The following is a 14,358-nucleotide window of genomic DNA, read 5'->3' as shown; positions in this document are numbered from 1 at the left end:
AGGAGGACCGTACCGACCGGTAGGGGTCGGGAAGGGTCGGGAAGGGGTCGGGAGAGGAAAGTTACCGACGGTACGACTTAAGGTGCGGGCGTGGCAGAAACACAGCAGGGGGCGGCGCGGGCGCCCGAGGCGCCGGAGTACCGCATGGCGGAGCTGGCCCGGCTGGCCGGGATCAGCGTGCGCACCCTGCGCTTCTACCGCGAACGCCGACTGATCCCACCGCCCCGCCGCGAGGGCCGCATCGCCTGGTACGACGACCACCATCTGGCCCGGCTGCGCACCATCGCGGCGCTGCTGGAACGCGGGCACACCCTCAGCGGCATCGCGGAACTGGCGGAGGCCTTCGAGCACGGGCGCGATGTCGCCGATCTGCTGGGCGTCGGCCCGCCCAGCGAGGAGACGCCGGTACGCCTCACCCCGGAGGAACTCGCCGACGCCTTCGCCGGGCAGGCCACCCCGGAGAATCTCGCCGCCGCCCTCGACCTCGGCTATCTCGGCACGGACGGCGAGGAGATCGTGCACATCAGCCGACGGCTGCTCGATGTCTCCCGGGCCCTGGTCGCCGAGGGCATCCCGCTGTCGGAGGTCCTGGCGGCGGGCCGCCTGGTGCGTGAGCACGCCGACGCCCTCGCCGCTCTCTTCGCCGACCTCGTCCTCCGGCACGCCCCCGAGGAGGACCTCCCGCGCCTGCGCCCGCTGGCCAGAAGCGTGGTGGAGGCGGAACTGTCCCTGGCGCTGGACCGGCGGACGGCGAAGGGGAGTCCCTGACCTACCGGTCGTACACCACCGTCACCGGCGCGTGGTCCGACCACCGCTCGCCATGCGTGGCCGCCCGCTCCACATACCCCTTGACCGCCTGCCCGGCGAGCCCCGGCGTGGCCACCTGGTAGTCGATCCGCCAGCCGGTGTCGTTGTCGAACGCCCGCCCCCGGTACGACCACCAGGAGTACGGCCCCTCCGCCTCCGGATGCAGCGACCGCACCACATCCACGTACCCGACCCCCTCCGCGTCGAACACCGAACCCAGCCACTCCCGCTCCTCCGGCAGGAAGCCGGAGTTCTTGATGTTGCCGCGCCAGTTCCTGAGGTCGGCCCGCTCGTGCGCGATGTTCCAGTCACCGCAGACCAGCACCTCGCGCCCATCGGCGGCGGCCCGCTCGCGCAGCTCCTTCAGATGGGCGGCGAACTCGGCCATGAACCGGTACTTCTCGTCCTGCCGCTCGGTGCCCACATCGCCGGACGGCAGATACAGCGAGGCGACGGTCACCCCCGGCAGATCGACCTCCGCGTAGCGCCCGCTGCCGTCGAACTCCGCCGACCCGAACCCGATCCGCACCCGGTCCGGCTCACGCCGGGTGTAGAGGGACACCCCCGCGCGCCCCTTGGCGGCGGCCGGGGCGTGCAGCACATGCCAGCCCTCGGGGTCACGGACGTGCTCCGGCAACTGCTCCGGCTCGGCGCGCACCTCCTGGAGGCACAGCACATCGGCGTCGGTGGCGGCGAGCCACTCCACGAAGCCCTTCTTGGCGGCGGCACGCAGCCCGTTCACATTCACGGAGGTCACAGTGAGCACCCCGGCACCCTACCCGCACAATGGACCCAGTCCATTCACGACGCATATCCGTGTGCCGCCCCCACCCACCCTGAGGCACCCTTTCCTGGTGAGCAGCACCCCTGACCACCCCGACAGCCCCGACAGGACACGCATGACCGCCACGACCGACCTCATCGAGATACGGGCCCTGCCCTTCGACCACCCCGACGCGGTGAAGCTGAACGACGAGGTCCAGGCCGAGTACCACGAGCGCTACGGCGGCGGCGACGCGACCGCCCTGACCCCGACCGACTTCCGGCCCCCGTACGGCGTCTACCTCATCGCCTACGACGGCACCGGCCGCCCCGTCGCCACCGGCGGCTGGCGCCGCCAGGACAGCAACGGCGAGGGCAACGAGGACGGCGACGCGGAACTGAAGCGGATGTTCGTCGTCCGGGATCTGCGCGGCCGGGGCCTGGCCCGCCGGATCCTCACCGCCCTGGAGGACGACGCCCGCGCGGCCGGACGCGTCCGCATGGTCCTGGAGACCGGCACCGAACAGCCGGAGGCCATCGCCCTGTACGCGTCCAGCGGCTACGAGCCGTGCGTCAAGTTCGGCTACTACCGGCACTACCCGTCGAGCCTCTGCTACGCGAAGCCCCTGTAGCACCAGCATCAGCACCAGCACCGCCTCATGGGTGGCGGGTCTCCTCGGAGTGCGCGGCCCGGCGCAGATGCGCGGCGAGCGCCTCCGTGGCCTCCGGCGCCGGGCGCCCCTCGACCCCCCAGGCCAGCAGATGGTGGCGGCGTGCCCAGGGCTCCTGGAGAGCGCGGACATCGAGCGGCTGGAGCGGATCGACGGCCCGGCGGGGCACGACCGCGAGCCCGGCACCGGCGGCGGCCAGCGAGATCAGGACATTGAGATCGGCGACGGTGGTGCGGTAGCGCACAGCGGGCGCGTGCGGTCCGAGATGGCGCTCCATCCAGCGCCGCAGCGAGGACCCGGCGTCCAGTCCGACGAGGGGATGCTCGGCGACCTCGCTGTAGGTGAGCGAGGTCCGCCCGGCGAGCACACCCCCGGCCTGCCCCACGACCACCAGGGAGTCATCGCCGAGCGGCTCCCGGCGCAGGGTGCTGTCATGGGCCTCGTCGTCCAGGACGAGCCCCAGATCGGCCTGCCCGTCGGCGAGCATCCGCAGGGTGTGCGGGGTACGGCTCTCGGACACGGCGACATCGACGTCCGGGTGGGCGCGCAGGAACGAGATCAGCGCCCTCGGCACCAGCCGGTGCAGCGAGGAGCCCCCGGCCAGCAGGGTGAGGCGGGCGGTGGGCGAGGCGGTGTAGCTGGCGACGGCGCTCTCCAGCCGGGCGGTGCGGTCCAGGACGTCACGGGCGTGCCGGGCGAGGGTGCTCCCGGCGGGGGTGGGGCGCACCCCCCGGCGCCCGCGGATCAGCAGGGTCACCCCGGCGTGGTGCTCCAGGGCGCGGATCCGGGCGCTGGCCGACGGCAGGCTGAGATGCATCAGCCGGGCACCGGCCGTGATGGAGCCCTCGTTCACGATGTGCAGGAAGAGCCGCAGGTCGTCGAGGTCGTAGCGCACGCGGCCAGCGTAGCCCCGTCAGCCTCAGTCTGAGCCAGAGGCTGGGTGCGCGGATAGCGCACGGTGTACCCATTGTGAGCGGCGCCCGTGCCCGGCGATGCTCGGCGGATGTGGGAGCTGCTGCTGGTCGGTCTGACGGGTGTCGCCGCGGGTGTGCTGAACGCCATGGGCGGGGGCGGCACCTTCGTCGCCCTGCCCGCGCTGGTCGCCTGCGGACTGTCCCCGGTGACGGCGAACGCGGTGTCCCGGATCGCCCTGGTCCCCGGCGCGGTGGCCTCCACCTGGGTCTACCGCCGGGAACTGACCCAGGTGGGACCGGTGCCGACGCCCCGGCTGACGGCGGTGAGCGTGGCGGGCGGCGCGGTCGGCGCGGTGCTCCTGCTCACCCTCCCGGCGACCTCGTTCGACGCGGCGGCCCCCTGGCTGCTGGCCTTCGCCACCCTCGTCCTGGCCTTCGGCCGCCGCCTCTCGCGCGCGCTGGGCGGCGCACGCGGGATGAGCGCGCCGTCCCTCCTGGCCGGACAGTTCGTGCTGGCGGTGTACGGCGGATACTTCGGCGGGGCCGTAGGCATCATGATGCTGGCGCTGTGGAGCATCGGCCTGGGCCTGGACGCGGCGGCCACCAATCCGATGCGGATCGCCCAGCTCGCGGCGGTCTACCTCAGCGCGACGGCCCTGTTCCTGGCCGCGTCGGACGCCCTGCGCACCCCGCTCCTGCTGACCGCGATGCTGACCGGCGCGGTCCTCGGCGGCTACGCGGGCGCCCACCTGGCCCGCGCGCTACCGGCCCGCGCGCTGAGAGCGGTGATCCTGACTACGGCGGTGGTGATGACGTGCCTGTACTTCTGGCGGGGGTGATGAGCCGGGGCGGGGGTGCGCTGGGGCGGGGCGGGGATGTCCTGACGCGGGGTATGGAAACCCCGGTCCCGGGCTCGGAAGCCCCTGCCCCGGGCGCGGAAGCTCTGACGCCGGGCTCGGAAAGCTTGGGCCCCGGCTCGGAAACCCCGGTCCCGGGCTCGGAAACCCTGACGCCGGGCTCGGAAAGCTTGGGCCCCGGCTCGGAAACCCCGGTCCCGGGCTCGGAAACCCCGACGCCGGGCGCGGCCACAGGAGGGGACCAGTGACTCCGTCGACGAACGGCGACGGCCCCCGCCCCGACGCCGCCCACGCCCGCGTCCTGATGTCCTACGCGGCGTGCGCGCTGTCCGACCTGGCGCGCGCGTCGGTCCCGTTCGCGCCGGACGATCTCGCTGCGGACGGCACCGCGACGGCCCCGGGCGCCGCCCTCGCCGACGCGCTCCGCGTCCTCGCCGCCGCGCAGCGCCTGGTGGAGGCGGCGGTGGTCTTCGAACGCCGAGCGGGCGCGGACTGGCCGGCCCTCGGCGACGCCCTGGACGTCTCCCCCCGAGCGGCGCGCACCCGTTTCGCCCCGGCGGAGGCGACGTTCGTCACGGACCTCCACAGCGCCGAGGCGTCCTCACCCGAAGCCCCGCCCCTGCGCGCCCACATGACCCGCGAACCCCTGGAAACGGCCCTGGACCTGGATGACTGGCTCCACCGCCACACGGACGACGCGGGGACGGGGCTGGGGGCGGGGCCGGTCTCGGGCGGACTGCTGGGCTGAGGGACGGAACCCGCGGCAACGACGAAGGTCCCCACCGACCGGAGTCGGTGGGGACCTTCATCAATGTGCGGTGGACCTGTGGGGATTTGAACCCCAGACCCCCTCGATGCGAACGAGGTGCGCTACCGGACTGCGCCACAGGCCCTTGCAACGAGTGAAACCTTAGCACCCCGATCGGCGTGCCCGGAAATCCGTTCCGGGGCCGCCACGAGGGCCCGCGCGGGCCCCGCGTGAGGCGGCGCGGGGCCCGGCTACTCGTTGGCCGCGCGCGGCCGGTCGCCGTCCTCGTAGGGGTCGTACTGGTCGAACAGCGGGGTCCGGCCCCGCTCCCGGGCGCGGCGCGCGGACGCGGCGCGGCGGGCGTCGCTGCGGCCGTCGTCGTCGCTCCGGTCCTCGGCCGCGGGTCCCGGAGCCGCGGGTGGTTCGGCGCCCGGCTCCCCCTCCTCGGCGGCCGGCCGCCGCTCCTGTTCCCGGGCGACGGAACTGGACCGGGCCGAGCTCCACGCGTCGGGCGCCCCGAGGTCGACGTCGGAGGTGGCGCGGGGCGCGACCGGCGCCGTCACATACGTCGGCAGCGGCACCGGTACCGGGTCCCAGCTGTCGCCCTGGCCCGGCCCGCGCTGCCGCTCCCGCTGCTGGTCGACCCACTCGGCGTGGTCGGTCTGCTCCACCAGCGCCCGGCGGTCCGCCGCGAGCGCCGAGAGCCCGGGGTCCGTTCCCGGCTCGGGGTCGGCCTCCGGTTCGTCGCTGTCGGCGGCGGTCACGGACGCCGCCCGGCGGGGCAGCCGCTCCCGCTCGCGCAGCCGCTGCGCGGCGGCCTCGGCCCGCTGCCGGTCCATCTGGTACGCGAACCGGCGGCGCTCCTGGGAGCGCAGATAGGCGATGTACGTGCTGAGCATCACCGCGGGCACCCCCGGCGCCCACAGGAACGCCAGCCCCCCGACGGCCGCGACGATCGCGCCCACCGTGAAGGCGAGGAACAGGACGACGGTGGTACGGCGGCGGCGGGCCAGCACCTTCGAACGCCGCGCGCGGGCGGCTGCGGCCTCGGCGGCGGGGGTACGGGCCGCCCTCTGGGCCTCGGCCGAGCGGGCGGCGGCGGCTGCCCCTGCGGCCGATGCCGGTACCGATGCCGATGCTGGTGCGGTGGCCTGCGCGGGGGGCCTGGGCTGGGCCTGGGCTTGCGCCTGGGCGCGGGCCTGCGCCTGCGCCTGGAGCCGGGCCTGCACCTGGGCCTGCACCCGCGCCTGGGCCTGCGCCTGCACCCGGGCCAGAGCCTGAGCCTGGGCCTGAGCTTGGGCCTGGGCTTGCGCCTGGGCCTGCTGGGGTGTGGGGCGGCGGCCCTGCGCGGCCCCGGGGCCGGCCCCGAGCCCGGCCTCGTTCCCCTCGCCGCTTTCGCGGCGGGATGCCGGGGGCATGGCGAAGGCCCGGACGTCCACCGAGTCGGTGGCGTCGCCCGGGTGGGACCCCGGCTCGGCCTCGTCGGCCGAGCGGGTCCGCAGGTCCTTGGCGTACCGGCGCTCCATGCCCGCCCGTCCGGACAGCAGCCGGATGGCGGTGCTGAAGCGTTCCGTCGGACGGGCCTCGTTCAGCTCGTCCTGCCTACGGAGCCACATAGGCACCAAGTAGGCGGCCCAGGCCCCGACAATGACTGCGTAGATGAGGCCGCTGCTGCTCACGCCTCACACGGTAGAGGGGTTTGTGTGGGGCCATCCGCCAATTGAGCCGGTGTGTCGCACGATCCGGCTGATATTTCGAACTTTTTTTGTGATCGATGCGATCAACAGACGGTACGAACCATGAAATCCAATGCATCGATGCGATCGAATTCGAACATGTATTCAATTTTAATGCCGGGTCGTCCCGGTCACGGAGGATTCCCCGGGGTGTTCTGCCGGTCCCAGGGCCTGCTCGGCCGCTCCTGGGCCGTGCTCTGCGCGCGCGAGCGCTGCCAGCGGGCGAGGAGCCCCTCGGGGACTTCCTCGGCGGTGAGCGCGAAGACGAGATGGTCGCGCCAGGCACCGTCGATGTGCAGATAACGCGGGCGCAGGCCCTCCTCGCGGAATCCGAGTTTCTCCACGACCCGGCGGCTCGGGCCGTTCTCGGGGCGAATGCACACCTCGATGCGGTGCAGCCCGATCGTGCGGAAACAGTGGTCGACGACGAGGGCCACGGAGGTCGGCATCACCCCGCGCCCGGCCACCGCCTGGTCCACCCAGTAGCCGATGTGCCCCGAGCACATGGAGCCCCAGGTGATCCCGGCGACGGTCAACTGCCCCACCAGCCGCCCCTGGTACTCGATGACGAAGGGCAGCATCCGCCCGGCGCCGGCCTCGGCGCGCAGATGACGGACCATCTGGCGGTAGGTGGGGCGGTGGGTGATCGGGCCGCCCGGGGTGGGCGGCGGGATGGTCGCCTCCCAGGGGCGCAGCCAGTCCCGGTTGCGCCGGTTGACCTCACGCCAGGCCCGCTGGTCGCGCAGTTTTATCGGCCGGAGGACGACATCGCCGTCGACCAGCTCCACCGGCCATGACGGACTGTTCAGCGGGCACCCCCGGGGCGTCTGGATGCGTCGTCGGCCCGCGCGTGGTCCGCGGTGGGCCTGGGGTGGTCGCCGCCGCGGAGCTGGTCCACGGCGTGCCGCAGCAGGGGCTCCAGAACGGCCAGGCCGTCCCGTACGCCGCCGGTCGAGCCCGGCAGGTTGACGATCAGGGTGCCGCCCGCGATCCCGGCCAGGCCCCGGGACAGGGCGGCCGTGGGGACCTTGTCGCGGCCGTGGGCGCGGATCGCCTCCGCGATGCCGGGGACCTCGCGGTCGAGCACCGCGCGGGTGGCCTCCGGGGTGCGGTCGGTGGGCGAGACGCCGGTGCCGCCGGTGGTGACGATGACGTCGTACCCGGCGGTGACGCCCGCGCGCAGGGCGGCCTCCACAGGGTCGCCGTCCGGCACCACCCGGGGGCCGTCGACGGTGAACCCGGAGGCGGTGAGGCCCTCGGCGATCAGCGGGCCGCCCTTGTCCTCGTAGACCCCGGCGGCGGCGCGGTTGGAGGCGGTGACGACCAGCGCGGTGTAGGGGGCGGCGCTCATGCCCGGCTCCAGTTGCCGGACGTGCCGCCCGTCTTCTCCTCGACCCGTACGTCCGTGATGACCGCTCCCTTGTCGACCGCCTTGACCATGTCGATCACGGTGAGCGCGGCGACGGAGACCGCGGTGAGGGCCTCCATCTCGACGCCCGTGCGGTCCGTGGTGCGCACCGTGGCGGTGATCTCCACGGCGTCGTCCGCGACCGACAGGTCCAGTTTCACACCTGAGACCGCCAGCGGGTGGCAGAGCGGGATCAGGTCGGGGGTGCGTTTGGCGCCCATGATGCCCGCGATGCGCGCGGTGGCGAGCGCGTCGCCCTTGGGTACGCCCTCGCCGCGCAGGAGCTCGACCACCCGGGGCGAGACCAGGACGCGCCCGCTCGCGCGCGCCGTGCGCGCCGTCACGGCCTTGTCCGAGACATCGACCATGCGGGCCGCGCCGGCGTCGTCGAGGTGGGTGAGTCGGTCCTGCGTGCTCATGGTGTGTCGCGCTCCCGGTCCGGGCCCGCCGCGCCGCAGGGGCCTGTTGTGCGCGACACGGTACCCCCACCAGGGGCGGCTCAGCCGAGCAGGACCACCTCGACCTCGGCGCCCGGCTCGACGCGCTCGGTGTCCTCCGGGACGACGATCAGCGCGTCGGCGTGGGCGAGGGCGGCGATCAGATGCGATCCGGCGCCGCCGACCGGGGTGACGGTGCCGTCGGCGTGGGTGGCGCGCAGGAACTGTCTGCGGCCCTTGGGCGAGGTCAGCGCCTCGGGCGCGGTCAGTCGCGCGCGGGTGCGGGGCCGGTGGACGCCGGGCAGGCCCATGAGCGTGCGGATCGCGGGCCGGACGAACAGCTCGAAGGAGACGTACGAGGAGACCGGGTTGCCGGGGAGGGCGAGCAGGGGGGTGTGGTCGGGGCCGATGGAGCCGAAGCCCTGGGGCTTGCCGGGCTGCATGGCGAGCTTGCGGAAGTCGATGCCGCTGCCCGCCTCGTCCTCGTCGCCCACATGGGAGAGGGCCTCCTTGACGACGTCGTAGGCGCCGACGCTCACCCCGCCCGTGGTGACCATGAGGTCGGCGCGGACGAGTTGGTCCTCGATGGTGGTGCGCAGGGTGTCGGCGTCGTCGGCGACGGCGCCCACCCGGTAGGCGATGGCTCCGGCGTCGCGGGCGGCGGCGGTGAGGGCGAAGCTGTTGGAGTCGTAGATCTGGCCGCTGCCGAGCTGTTCGTCGGGCTGGACGAGTTCGCTGCCGGTGGACATCACGACCACGCGCGGGCGGGGGCGGACCCGGACGGTGCCGCGGCCGATGGCGGCGAGCAGGGCGATCTGCGGCGGCCCGAGGACCGTACCGGCCTCCAGCGCGCGGGCGCCCGCCCTGACGTCGCTGCCCCGGGCGCGGACATGGGCGCGGGGCGAGGCCTCGCGGTGGACGTGGACCTGGCCGGTGGCGCCCTCGGGGCCGAGGCTGCGGGCGCGCATCCCGGTGACCGGGCCGCCGCCGAGCCCGCCGTCGGTCCACTCGACGGGGACGACGGCCTCCGCGCCCGGCGGCAGGGGGGCGCCGGTCATGATGCGGGCGGCCTGTCCGGCGCCGACGGTGAGCAGGTCGGCCTGGCCCGCCGCCACGTCCCCGACGACCTCCAGGACGGCGGGGAACTCCTCGCTCGCGCCCGCGACATCCGCGACCCTGACCGCGTACCCGTCCATCGAGCTGTTGTCGAACGGCGGGAGCGACAGCGGCACGGTGATGTCCTCGACCAGGACACAGCCCTGGGCGTCGAGCAGCTGTAGCTCGATGGGGTCGAGCGGGCGGACGGTGGCGAGGATGTCCTCCAGGTGTTCGTCCACCGACCAGAGGTGGTCCTGGCCGGCGGGGCGGGGCGCGGCGGTGCTCAAGTGGCTACATCTCCTCGGTGACGTAACTGCGGAGCCAGGTCCGGAAGTCCGGTCCCAGATCTTCACGTTCGCACGCGAGTCTGACAATGGCACGCAAGTAGTCGCCGCGGTCGCCGGTGTCATAGCGGCGGCCCTTGAAGACGACGCCGTGCACGGGGCCGCCGACCTTCTCGTCCTGGGCGAGCTGCTGGAGGGCGTCGGTGAGCTGGATCTCGCCGCCCCGGCCGGGCTCGGTCCGGCGGAGTATGCCGAAGACATGGGGGTCGAGGACATAGCGGCCGATGATGGCGTAGTGCGAGGGGGCGTCGGCCGCGGTGGGCTTCTCGACCAGGTCGTGGACCTTGACGACATCGCCCTCGTCGGTGGCGTCGACGGCGGCGCAGCCGTAGAGGTGGATCTGCTCGGGGGCGACCTCCATGAGGGCGATGACGCTGCCGCCGTGCTGCTCGCGGACGTCGATCATGCGCTGGAGGAGGGGGTCGCGGGGGTCGATCAGATCGTCGCCGAGGAGGACGGCGAAGGGTTCGTCGCCGACGTGCGGGGCGGCACAGAGCACGGCGTGGCCGAGGCCCTTGGGGTCGCCCTGGCGGACGTAGTGCATGGTGGCGAGGTCGCTGGACTCCTGGACCTTGGCGAGCCGCGCGGCGTCGCCCTTCTTGCCGAGAGCCGACTCAAGCTCGTAGTTGCGGTCGAAGTGGTCCTCCAGGGGGCGCTTGTTGCGTCCCGTGACCATGAGGACGTCGTCGAGTCCGGCGGCGACGGCCTCCTCGACCACGTACTGGATCGCCGGCTTGTCCACGACCGGCAGCATCTCCTTGGGAGTGGCCTTGGTGGCCGGCAGGAACCGGGTGCCCAGACCTGCTGCGGGAATGACAGCCTTGCTGATCCTGGGGTGCGACTGAGTCATGGGCGCAACCCTATCCGGTGCCTTTGTGATGAATCTGCGGCTCCGGTTAATTGGCTCTCATATGAGCACAATTATTACAGTATGGGAGCAGGAATGAATCATTTCGAACGTGCGCGTGACACTGGCAAACGAACATTGCGGCGACATCTCCTCACGGTGAGGGAGAGGTTGCCGGGAGATGTCGTACGGGACGCGGGGCGGGCGCTGGCCGAACGGGCGCTCGAACTGCCCGAGCTGGCGCGGGCGCGCACGGTGGCGGCGTATGTCTCGGTGGGCAGCGAGCCCGGCACCATCGCCCTGCTGGACGCCCTGCGCGCGCGGGGCGTGCGGGTCCTGCTGCCCGCCCTGCTGCCGGACAACGACCTGGACTGGGGCGCCTACGACGGCGAGGGCTCCCTCGCGCGGGTGCGGCGCGGCGGGCGGATGACCCTCTTCGAACCGGCCGGCGAGGCGCTCGGCCCGGACGCGGTGACGGACGCCGAGGTGGTGCTGCTGCCGGGCCTGGCGGTCGACGCCCGCGGGATGCGCCTGGGCCGCGGCGGCGGCTCCTACGACCGGGTCCTGGCCCGGCTGGAGCGCGCGGGCGCCCGGCCCGCCCTGGTGGTGCTGCTGTACGACGCGGAGGTCCTGGAGCGGGTCCCCACCGAGCCGCACGACCGCGCGGTGCAGGCCGTCGTCACCCCGTCGGGCGTACGCCGCTTCGGCTGATCCGGCAGGAGACCGACCGAGACGGGAAGGGCCCTCCACGCGCGTGGAGGGCCCTTGCGGAACCGGGGTCACGGGGTGGTGGCTCAGGGCCTGAGGACCAGCGTGTCGCTGGTGCTCTCCTCCACCGCCTGCTCGGTGAACGCCCAGTCCAGCAGTTCGCCGTCGACCCACATCTGGGTCTGGTCGGTGTAGTGGGCGTTGTAGGCGTGCCCGGAGGCGCCGGTGAGGTTGATCCACTTCGACTTGTCGAGGTCGTCGAGGTTGACCACCATCCGCATCGACGGCACCCAGACGACGCCGTAGCCGCCCGCCGCGTTCCAGCCGGTCGCGTTGACCGTGGCCTCGCCGCCGCCGAGCTTCCAGGGGCCCCGGTTGAGGGCGTACCGGAGGAAGCCGGGGCCCTCGGTGCCCAGGGTCTGGTTCTTCAGGAACAGCCGGTGCAGCCGGCCCCAGCTCCAGGTGTCGATGTCCTTGCCGAGCTTGGCCGTCAGCTCCCAGCGGGCGTCGATCATGGCCCGGCGCAGCAGCTCGTCGCGGTTGTCGGCGGCCGGGCGGCCGTTGCCCGACTCCGGCGTCGTCCACCACTCGCTGTCCGGCTCGTCCATCAGATTGCGCACCACCTCGAACCAGCGGTCGCCGCCGTCGGGCTGCGCCTGGTCGGCGTCGCGCCGACCGCACTCGCGGACCTTGGTGTCGTCATCCACCGGACCGGTGTTCGCGATGGGGTCGACCCACAGGCACTGGCCCTGGACGCGCAGTTCCTTGGGCAGCTTGTTGCCGAAGGCGAGCTTGAGGATGTTGCGCCACACCGAGTTGAAGTAGGCCGCCGCCGCCGAATCGGCGTCCTGGGTGTAGTCCCAGCCCTCCAGGAGCTTCTGCGCCTCGCGGACGTCCTTGTCGTCGACGTCGATCTTCAGCAGCACCGGGACCAGCAGCCGGGCGATCTCGCTGCTGTTGTCCAGCTGCATCTGGCGCATGTCGTCGGTGGAGACCTTGCCGCCGTCCTTGATCTTCGACTCGATCAGATCGGTGATGCGCTGGCTGCGGGTGCCGTACCCCCAGTCGGTGGTGAGGGTGTGCGGGTAGTCGTCCTCGTCCACGACGGCCTGGTTGGCGGTGACGATGTAGCCGCGGTCCGGGTCGTACTCGTAGGGCAGCTCGTCCTGGTCGACCCAGCCGGTCCAGGCGTGGTCCGGGTCCCAGCCGGGCTGCGGGACGGAGCCGTCGGCGCCCTGCGCGCGCGTGGGGATCTTTCCGGGCAGGGTGTAGCCGATGTGGTTCTCGGTGTCGGCGTAGACGAGGTTCTGCGAGGGCACCTCGAAGAGCGTCGCCGCCTCGCGGAACTCCTCCCAGTCGGACGCCTTGTTCATCGCGAAGACGGCGTCCATGGAGGTGCCCGGGTCGAGCGCGGTCCAGCGCAGGGCGACCCCGTAGCCGTCGCCGCGGTCGGGGGCGGCGGTGTCGACCCCGGCCCTCTTGCCGACCTGGACGAGTTCGGCGGCGCGGTCGGAGAGCAGGGGGCCGTTGTTGGTCTCGCGGACCACGATGGTCTTGGACTCGCCGCCGGCGACCTCGATGGTCTCCTCGCGGGTGGTGAACGGCTTGACCTTGCCGTCGTAGAGGTAGCCGTCGCCGGTGAGCTTCTCCAGGTAGAGGTCGGTGACATCGGCGCCGGAGTTGGTCATGCCCCAGGAGATGTCCTGGTTGTGGCCGATGACCACGCCGGGCATCCCGGCGAAGGTGTAGCCGCTGACGTCGTACTGGCAGCTCTCGGAGACCTCGCGGCAGTGCAGGCCCATCTGGTACCAGACCGAGGGCAGCGCCGCCGACAGGTGCGGGTCGTTGGCCAGCAGCGGCTTGCCGGTGATGGTGTGCTCGCCGCCGACGACCCAGGAGTTGGAGCCGATGCCGTTGCCGTTCACCCCGACGGCCTCGGGCACGTTGTCGAGCAGGTCGTACAGGCCCGAGAGCTGGCTCTGGAGGCCCGAGGACTCGGTGGAGGTGCCGGTGCCCGTCCCGGTGGCGTCCGAGGCGCCGTCGGTGCCCGTGCCGAGGCCGGTGGCGGGGTCGGTCAGGCCGGTGCCGGTGCCCGTGCCGTCGGTGCCCGTCCCGGTGCCGGTGCCGTCGCCGGTGGTGGCGCCGTCGTCGCCGCCGTCGAAGGTCTCGGTCAGCTCGTCGTACTGGCCCTCCTGGACGATCGCCTGGTTGCGGTCGTAGGGGTACTGCGGGTACAGGTCGGCGATCTGCTGCGGGCCGAGCCGGCTGGTCATCAGGGCCCGGTCGATCTCGTCCTGCATATTGCCGCGCAGGTCCCAGGCCATCGCCTTCAGCCAGGCCAGCGAGTCGACCGGGGTCCACTCCTGGGGCGCGTAGTCGTTGGTGAAGCCGAGCGCCGCGTACTCCAGGGAGATGTCCGCGCCGTCCTTGCCCGCGAGATAGGCGTTGACCCCCTTGGCGTACGCCTGGAGGTACGACTTGGTCTCGTCGCTGAGCGTGGAGTCGTACTCCTCCTTCGCCACCCGGTCCCAGCCCAGGGTGCGCAGGAAGGCGTCGTTCTCGACCTGGCCCTCGCCGAACATCTCCGACAGGCGCCCCGAGGTCATGTGGCGGCGCACATCCATCTCGTAGAACCGGTCCTGCGCCTGCACATAGCCCTGGGCCATGAACAGGTCCTCGTCGGAGGAGGCGTATATCTGCGGGATGCCGTTGCCGTCGCGTTTGACGTCCACCGGGCCCGCGAGGCCGTCCAGGGTGATCTCGCCCGTGGTCTGCGGGAAGGAGGCGCGCACGGTACTGATGGTCCAGTACGCCCCATAGGCGAGGCCGCCGATGATCGCCAGCACCAGGACCAGCACGAACAGCCGGGCCTTACGTCCCTTCTTCCTGCCGGATGTGCCGGGCGTGCGACCCGTGGTGGCGGTGGTGTTGGGGGGCATCGCTGTCCTTGCTGTCCTCACGCGAGCGGCAGGGCGGGCTGTGCTTTTGACTGAACGCTGGAGCAACCATAGGCGCAGGGCC

14 protein-coding genes and 1 tRNA gene are annotated in these 14,358 nt (G+C 72.7%); 5 read left to right on the top strand and 10 right to left on the bottom strand.

Annotated features, from left to right (window positions below; translation table 11 throughout):
- Positions 1-144 precede the first annotated feature (144 nt).
- A complete protein-coding gene (locus ABZX40_RS37240) occupies positions 145-768 on the top strand; it encodes a MerR family transcriptional regulator (RefSeq protein WP_355749348.1) in 624 nt (207 codons plus the stop codon).
- Position 769: 1 nt separating this feature from the next.
- On the opposite strand, the gene ABZX40_RS37235 is transcribed toward ABZX40_RS37240, so the two are convergent.
- On the bottom strand, positions 770-1,573 hold the full coding sequence (locus ABZX40_RS37235; protein WP_355749252.1) for an exodeoxyribonuclease III: 804 nt from the start codon (positions 1,571-1,573) through the stop codon (positions 770-772).
- 154 nt (positions 1,574-1,727) lie between these two features.
- On the opposite strand from ABZX40_RS37235, the gene ABZX40_RS37230 reads away from it, so the two are divergent.
- Entirely contained in the window at positions 1,728-2,201 is a 474-nt protein-coding gene (locus ABZX40_RS37230) for a GNAT family N-acetyltransferase (protein WP_355749351.1), read from the top strand.
- A gap of 25 nt (positions 2,202-2,226) precedes the next feature.
- Here the strand turns inward: ABZX40_RS37230 and ABZX40_RS37225 are convergent, their stop codons facing one another.
- On the bottom strand, positions 2,227-3,135 hold the full coding sequence (locus ABZX40_RS37225) for a LysR family transcriptional regulator (RefSeq protein ID WP_355749255.1): 909 nt from the start codon (positions 3,133-3,135) through the stop codon (positions 2,227-2,229).
- 108 nt (positions 3,136-3,243) lie between these two features.
- On the opposite strand from ABZX40_RS37225, the gene ABZX40_RS37220 reads away from it, so the two are divergent.
- Both ABZX40_RS37220 and ABZX40_RS37215 read left to right on the top strand, forming a co-directional pair.
- A complete protein-coding gene (locus tag ABZX40_RS37220; RefSeq protein WP_355749354.1) occupies positions 3,244-3,993 on the top strand; it encodes a sulfite exporter TauE/SafE family protein in 750 nt (249 codons plus the stop codon).
- A 262-nt stretch (positions 3,994-4,255) separates the two neighbouring features.
- Positions 4,256-4,759: a hypothetical protein gene (locus ABZX40_RS37215; protein ID WP_355749257.1), complete on the top strand. Its 504-nt coding sequence runs from the start codon at positions 4,256-4,258 to the stop codon at positions 4,757-4,759.
- 71 nt (positions 4,760-4,830) lie between these two features.
- On the opposite strand, the gene ABZX40_RS37210 is transcribed toward ABZX40_RS37215, so the two are convergent.
- The 7 genes from ABZX40_RS37210 to galU all read right to left on the bottom strand — a co-directional run bounded on the left by ABZX40_RS37210 (position 4,831) and on the right by galU (position 10,632).
- A tRNA-Ala gene (locus ABZX40_RS37210) sits at positions 4,831-4,904 on the bottom strand.
- Between the two features lie 106 nt (positions 4,905-5,010).
- The gene (glpR, locus tag ABZX40_RS37205; RefSeq protein ID WP_355749260.1) at positions 5,011-6,438 is read right to left on the bottom strand and encodes a gephyrin-like molybdotransferase receptor GlpR; all 1,428 of its coding nucleotides are present in this window, start codon (positions 6,436-6,438) and stop codon (positions 5,011-5,013) included.
- 188 nt (positions 6,439-6,626) lie between these two features.
- Positions 6,627-7,283, bottom strand: a complete 657-nt coding sequence (locus ABZX40_RS37200) for a GNAT family protein (RefSeq protein WP_355749263.1) — start codon at positions 7,281-7,283, stop codon at positions 6,627-6,629.
- 17 nt (positions 7,284-7,300) lie between these two features.
- The gene (locus ABZX40_RS37195; protein ID WP_355749266.1) at positions 7,301-7,846 is read right to left on the bottom strand and encodes a MogA/MoaB family molybdenum cofactor biosynthesis protein; all 546 of its coding nucleotides are present in this window, start codon (positions 7,844-7,846) and stop codon (positions 7,301-7,303) included.
- Positions 7,843-8,322: a cyclic pyranopterin monophosphate synthase MoaC gene (moaC, locus tag ABZX40_RS37190; protein ID WP_355749269.1), complete on the bottom strand. Its 480-nt coding sequence runs from the start codon at positions 8,320-8,322 to the stop codon at positions 7,843-7,845. Before moaC ends, ABZX40_RS37195 begins: the two co-directional genes overlap by 4 nt.
- A gap of 80 nt (positions 8,323-8,402) precedes the next feature.
- On the bottom strand, positions 8,403-9,725 hold the full coding sequence (glp, locus tag ABZX40_RS37185; RefSeq protein ID WP_355749272.1) for a gephyrin-like molybdotransferase Glp: 1,323 nt from the start codon (positions 9,723-9,725) through the stop codon (positions 8,403-8,405).
- Positions 9,726-9,729: 4 nt separating this feature from the next.
- A complete protein-coding gene (galU, locus tag ABZX40_RS37180; protein WP_355749275.1) occupies positions 9,730-10,632 on the bottom strand; it encodes a UTP--glucose-1-phosphate uridylyltransferase GalU in 903 nt (300 codons plus the stop codon).
- A gap of 93 nt (positions 10,633-10,725) precedes the next feature.
- Between galU and ABZX40_RS37175 the strand changes: the two genes are divergently transcribed.
- Positions 10,726-11,340, top strand: a complete 615-nt coding sequence (locus tag ABZX40_RS37175; protein WP_355749278.1) for a 5-formyltetrahydrofolate cyclo-ligase — start codon at positions 10,726-10,728, stop codon at positions 11,338-11,340.
- An 83-nt stretch (positions 11,341-11,423) separates the two neighbouring features.
- Here ABZX40_RS37175 and ABZX40_RS37170 read toward each other — a convergent pair whose 3' ends face one another.
- Complete coding sequence (locus ABZX40_RS37170; RefSeq protein ID WP_355749281.1) at positions 11,424-14,276, bottom strand: penicillin acylase family protein; 2,853 nt, start codon at positions 14,274-14,276, stop codon at positions 11,424-11,426.
- Positions 14,277-14,358 lie beyond the last annotated feature (82 nt).

Source organism: Streptomyces sp. NPDC004610 (genome assembly GCF_040609715.1).
Taxonomy (GTDB): domain Bacteria; phylum Actinomycetota; class Actinomycetes; order Streptomycetales; family Streptomycetaceae; genus Streptomyces.
The sequence above is the reverse complement of the archived record's forward strand: the minus strand, read 5'-3'. Positions and strand labels throughout refer to the sequence as shown.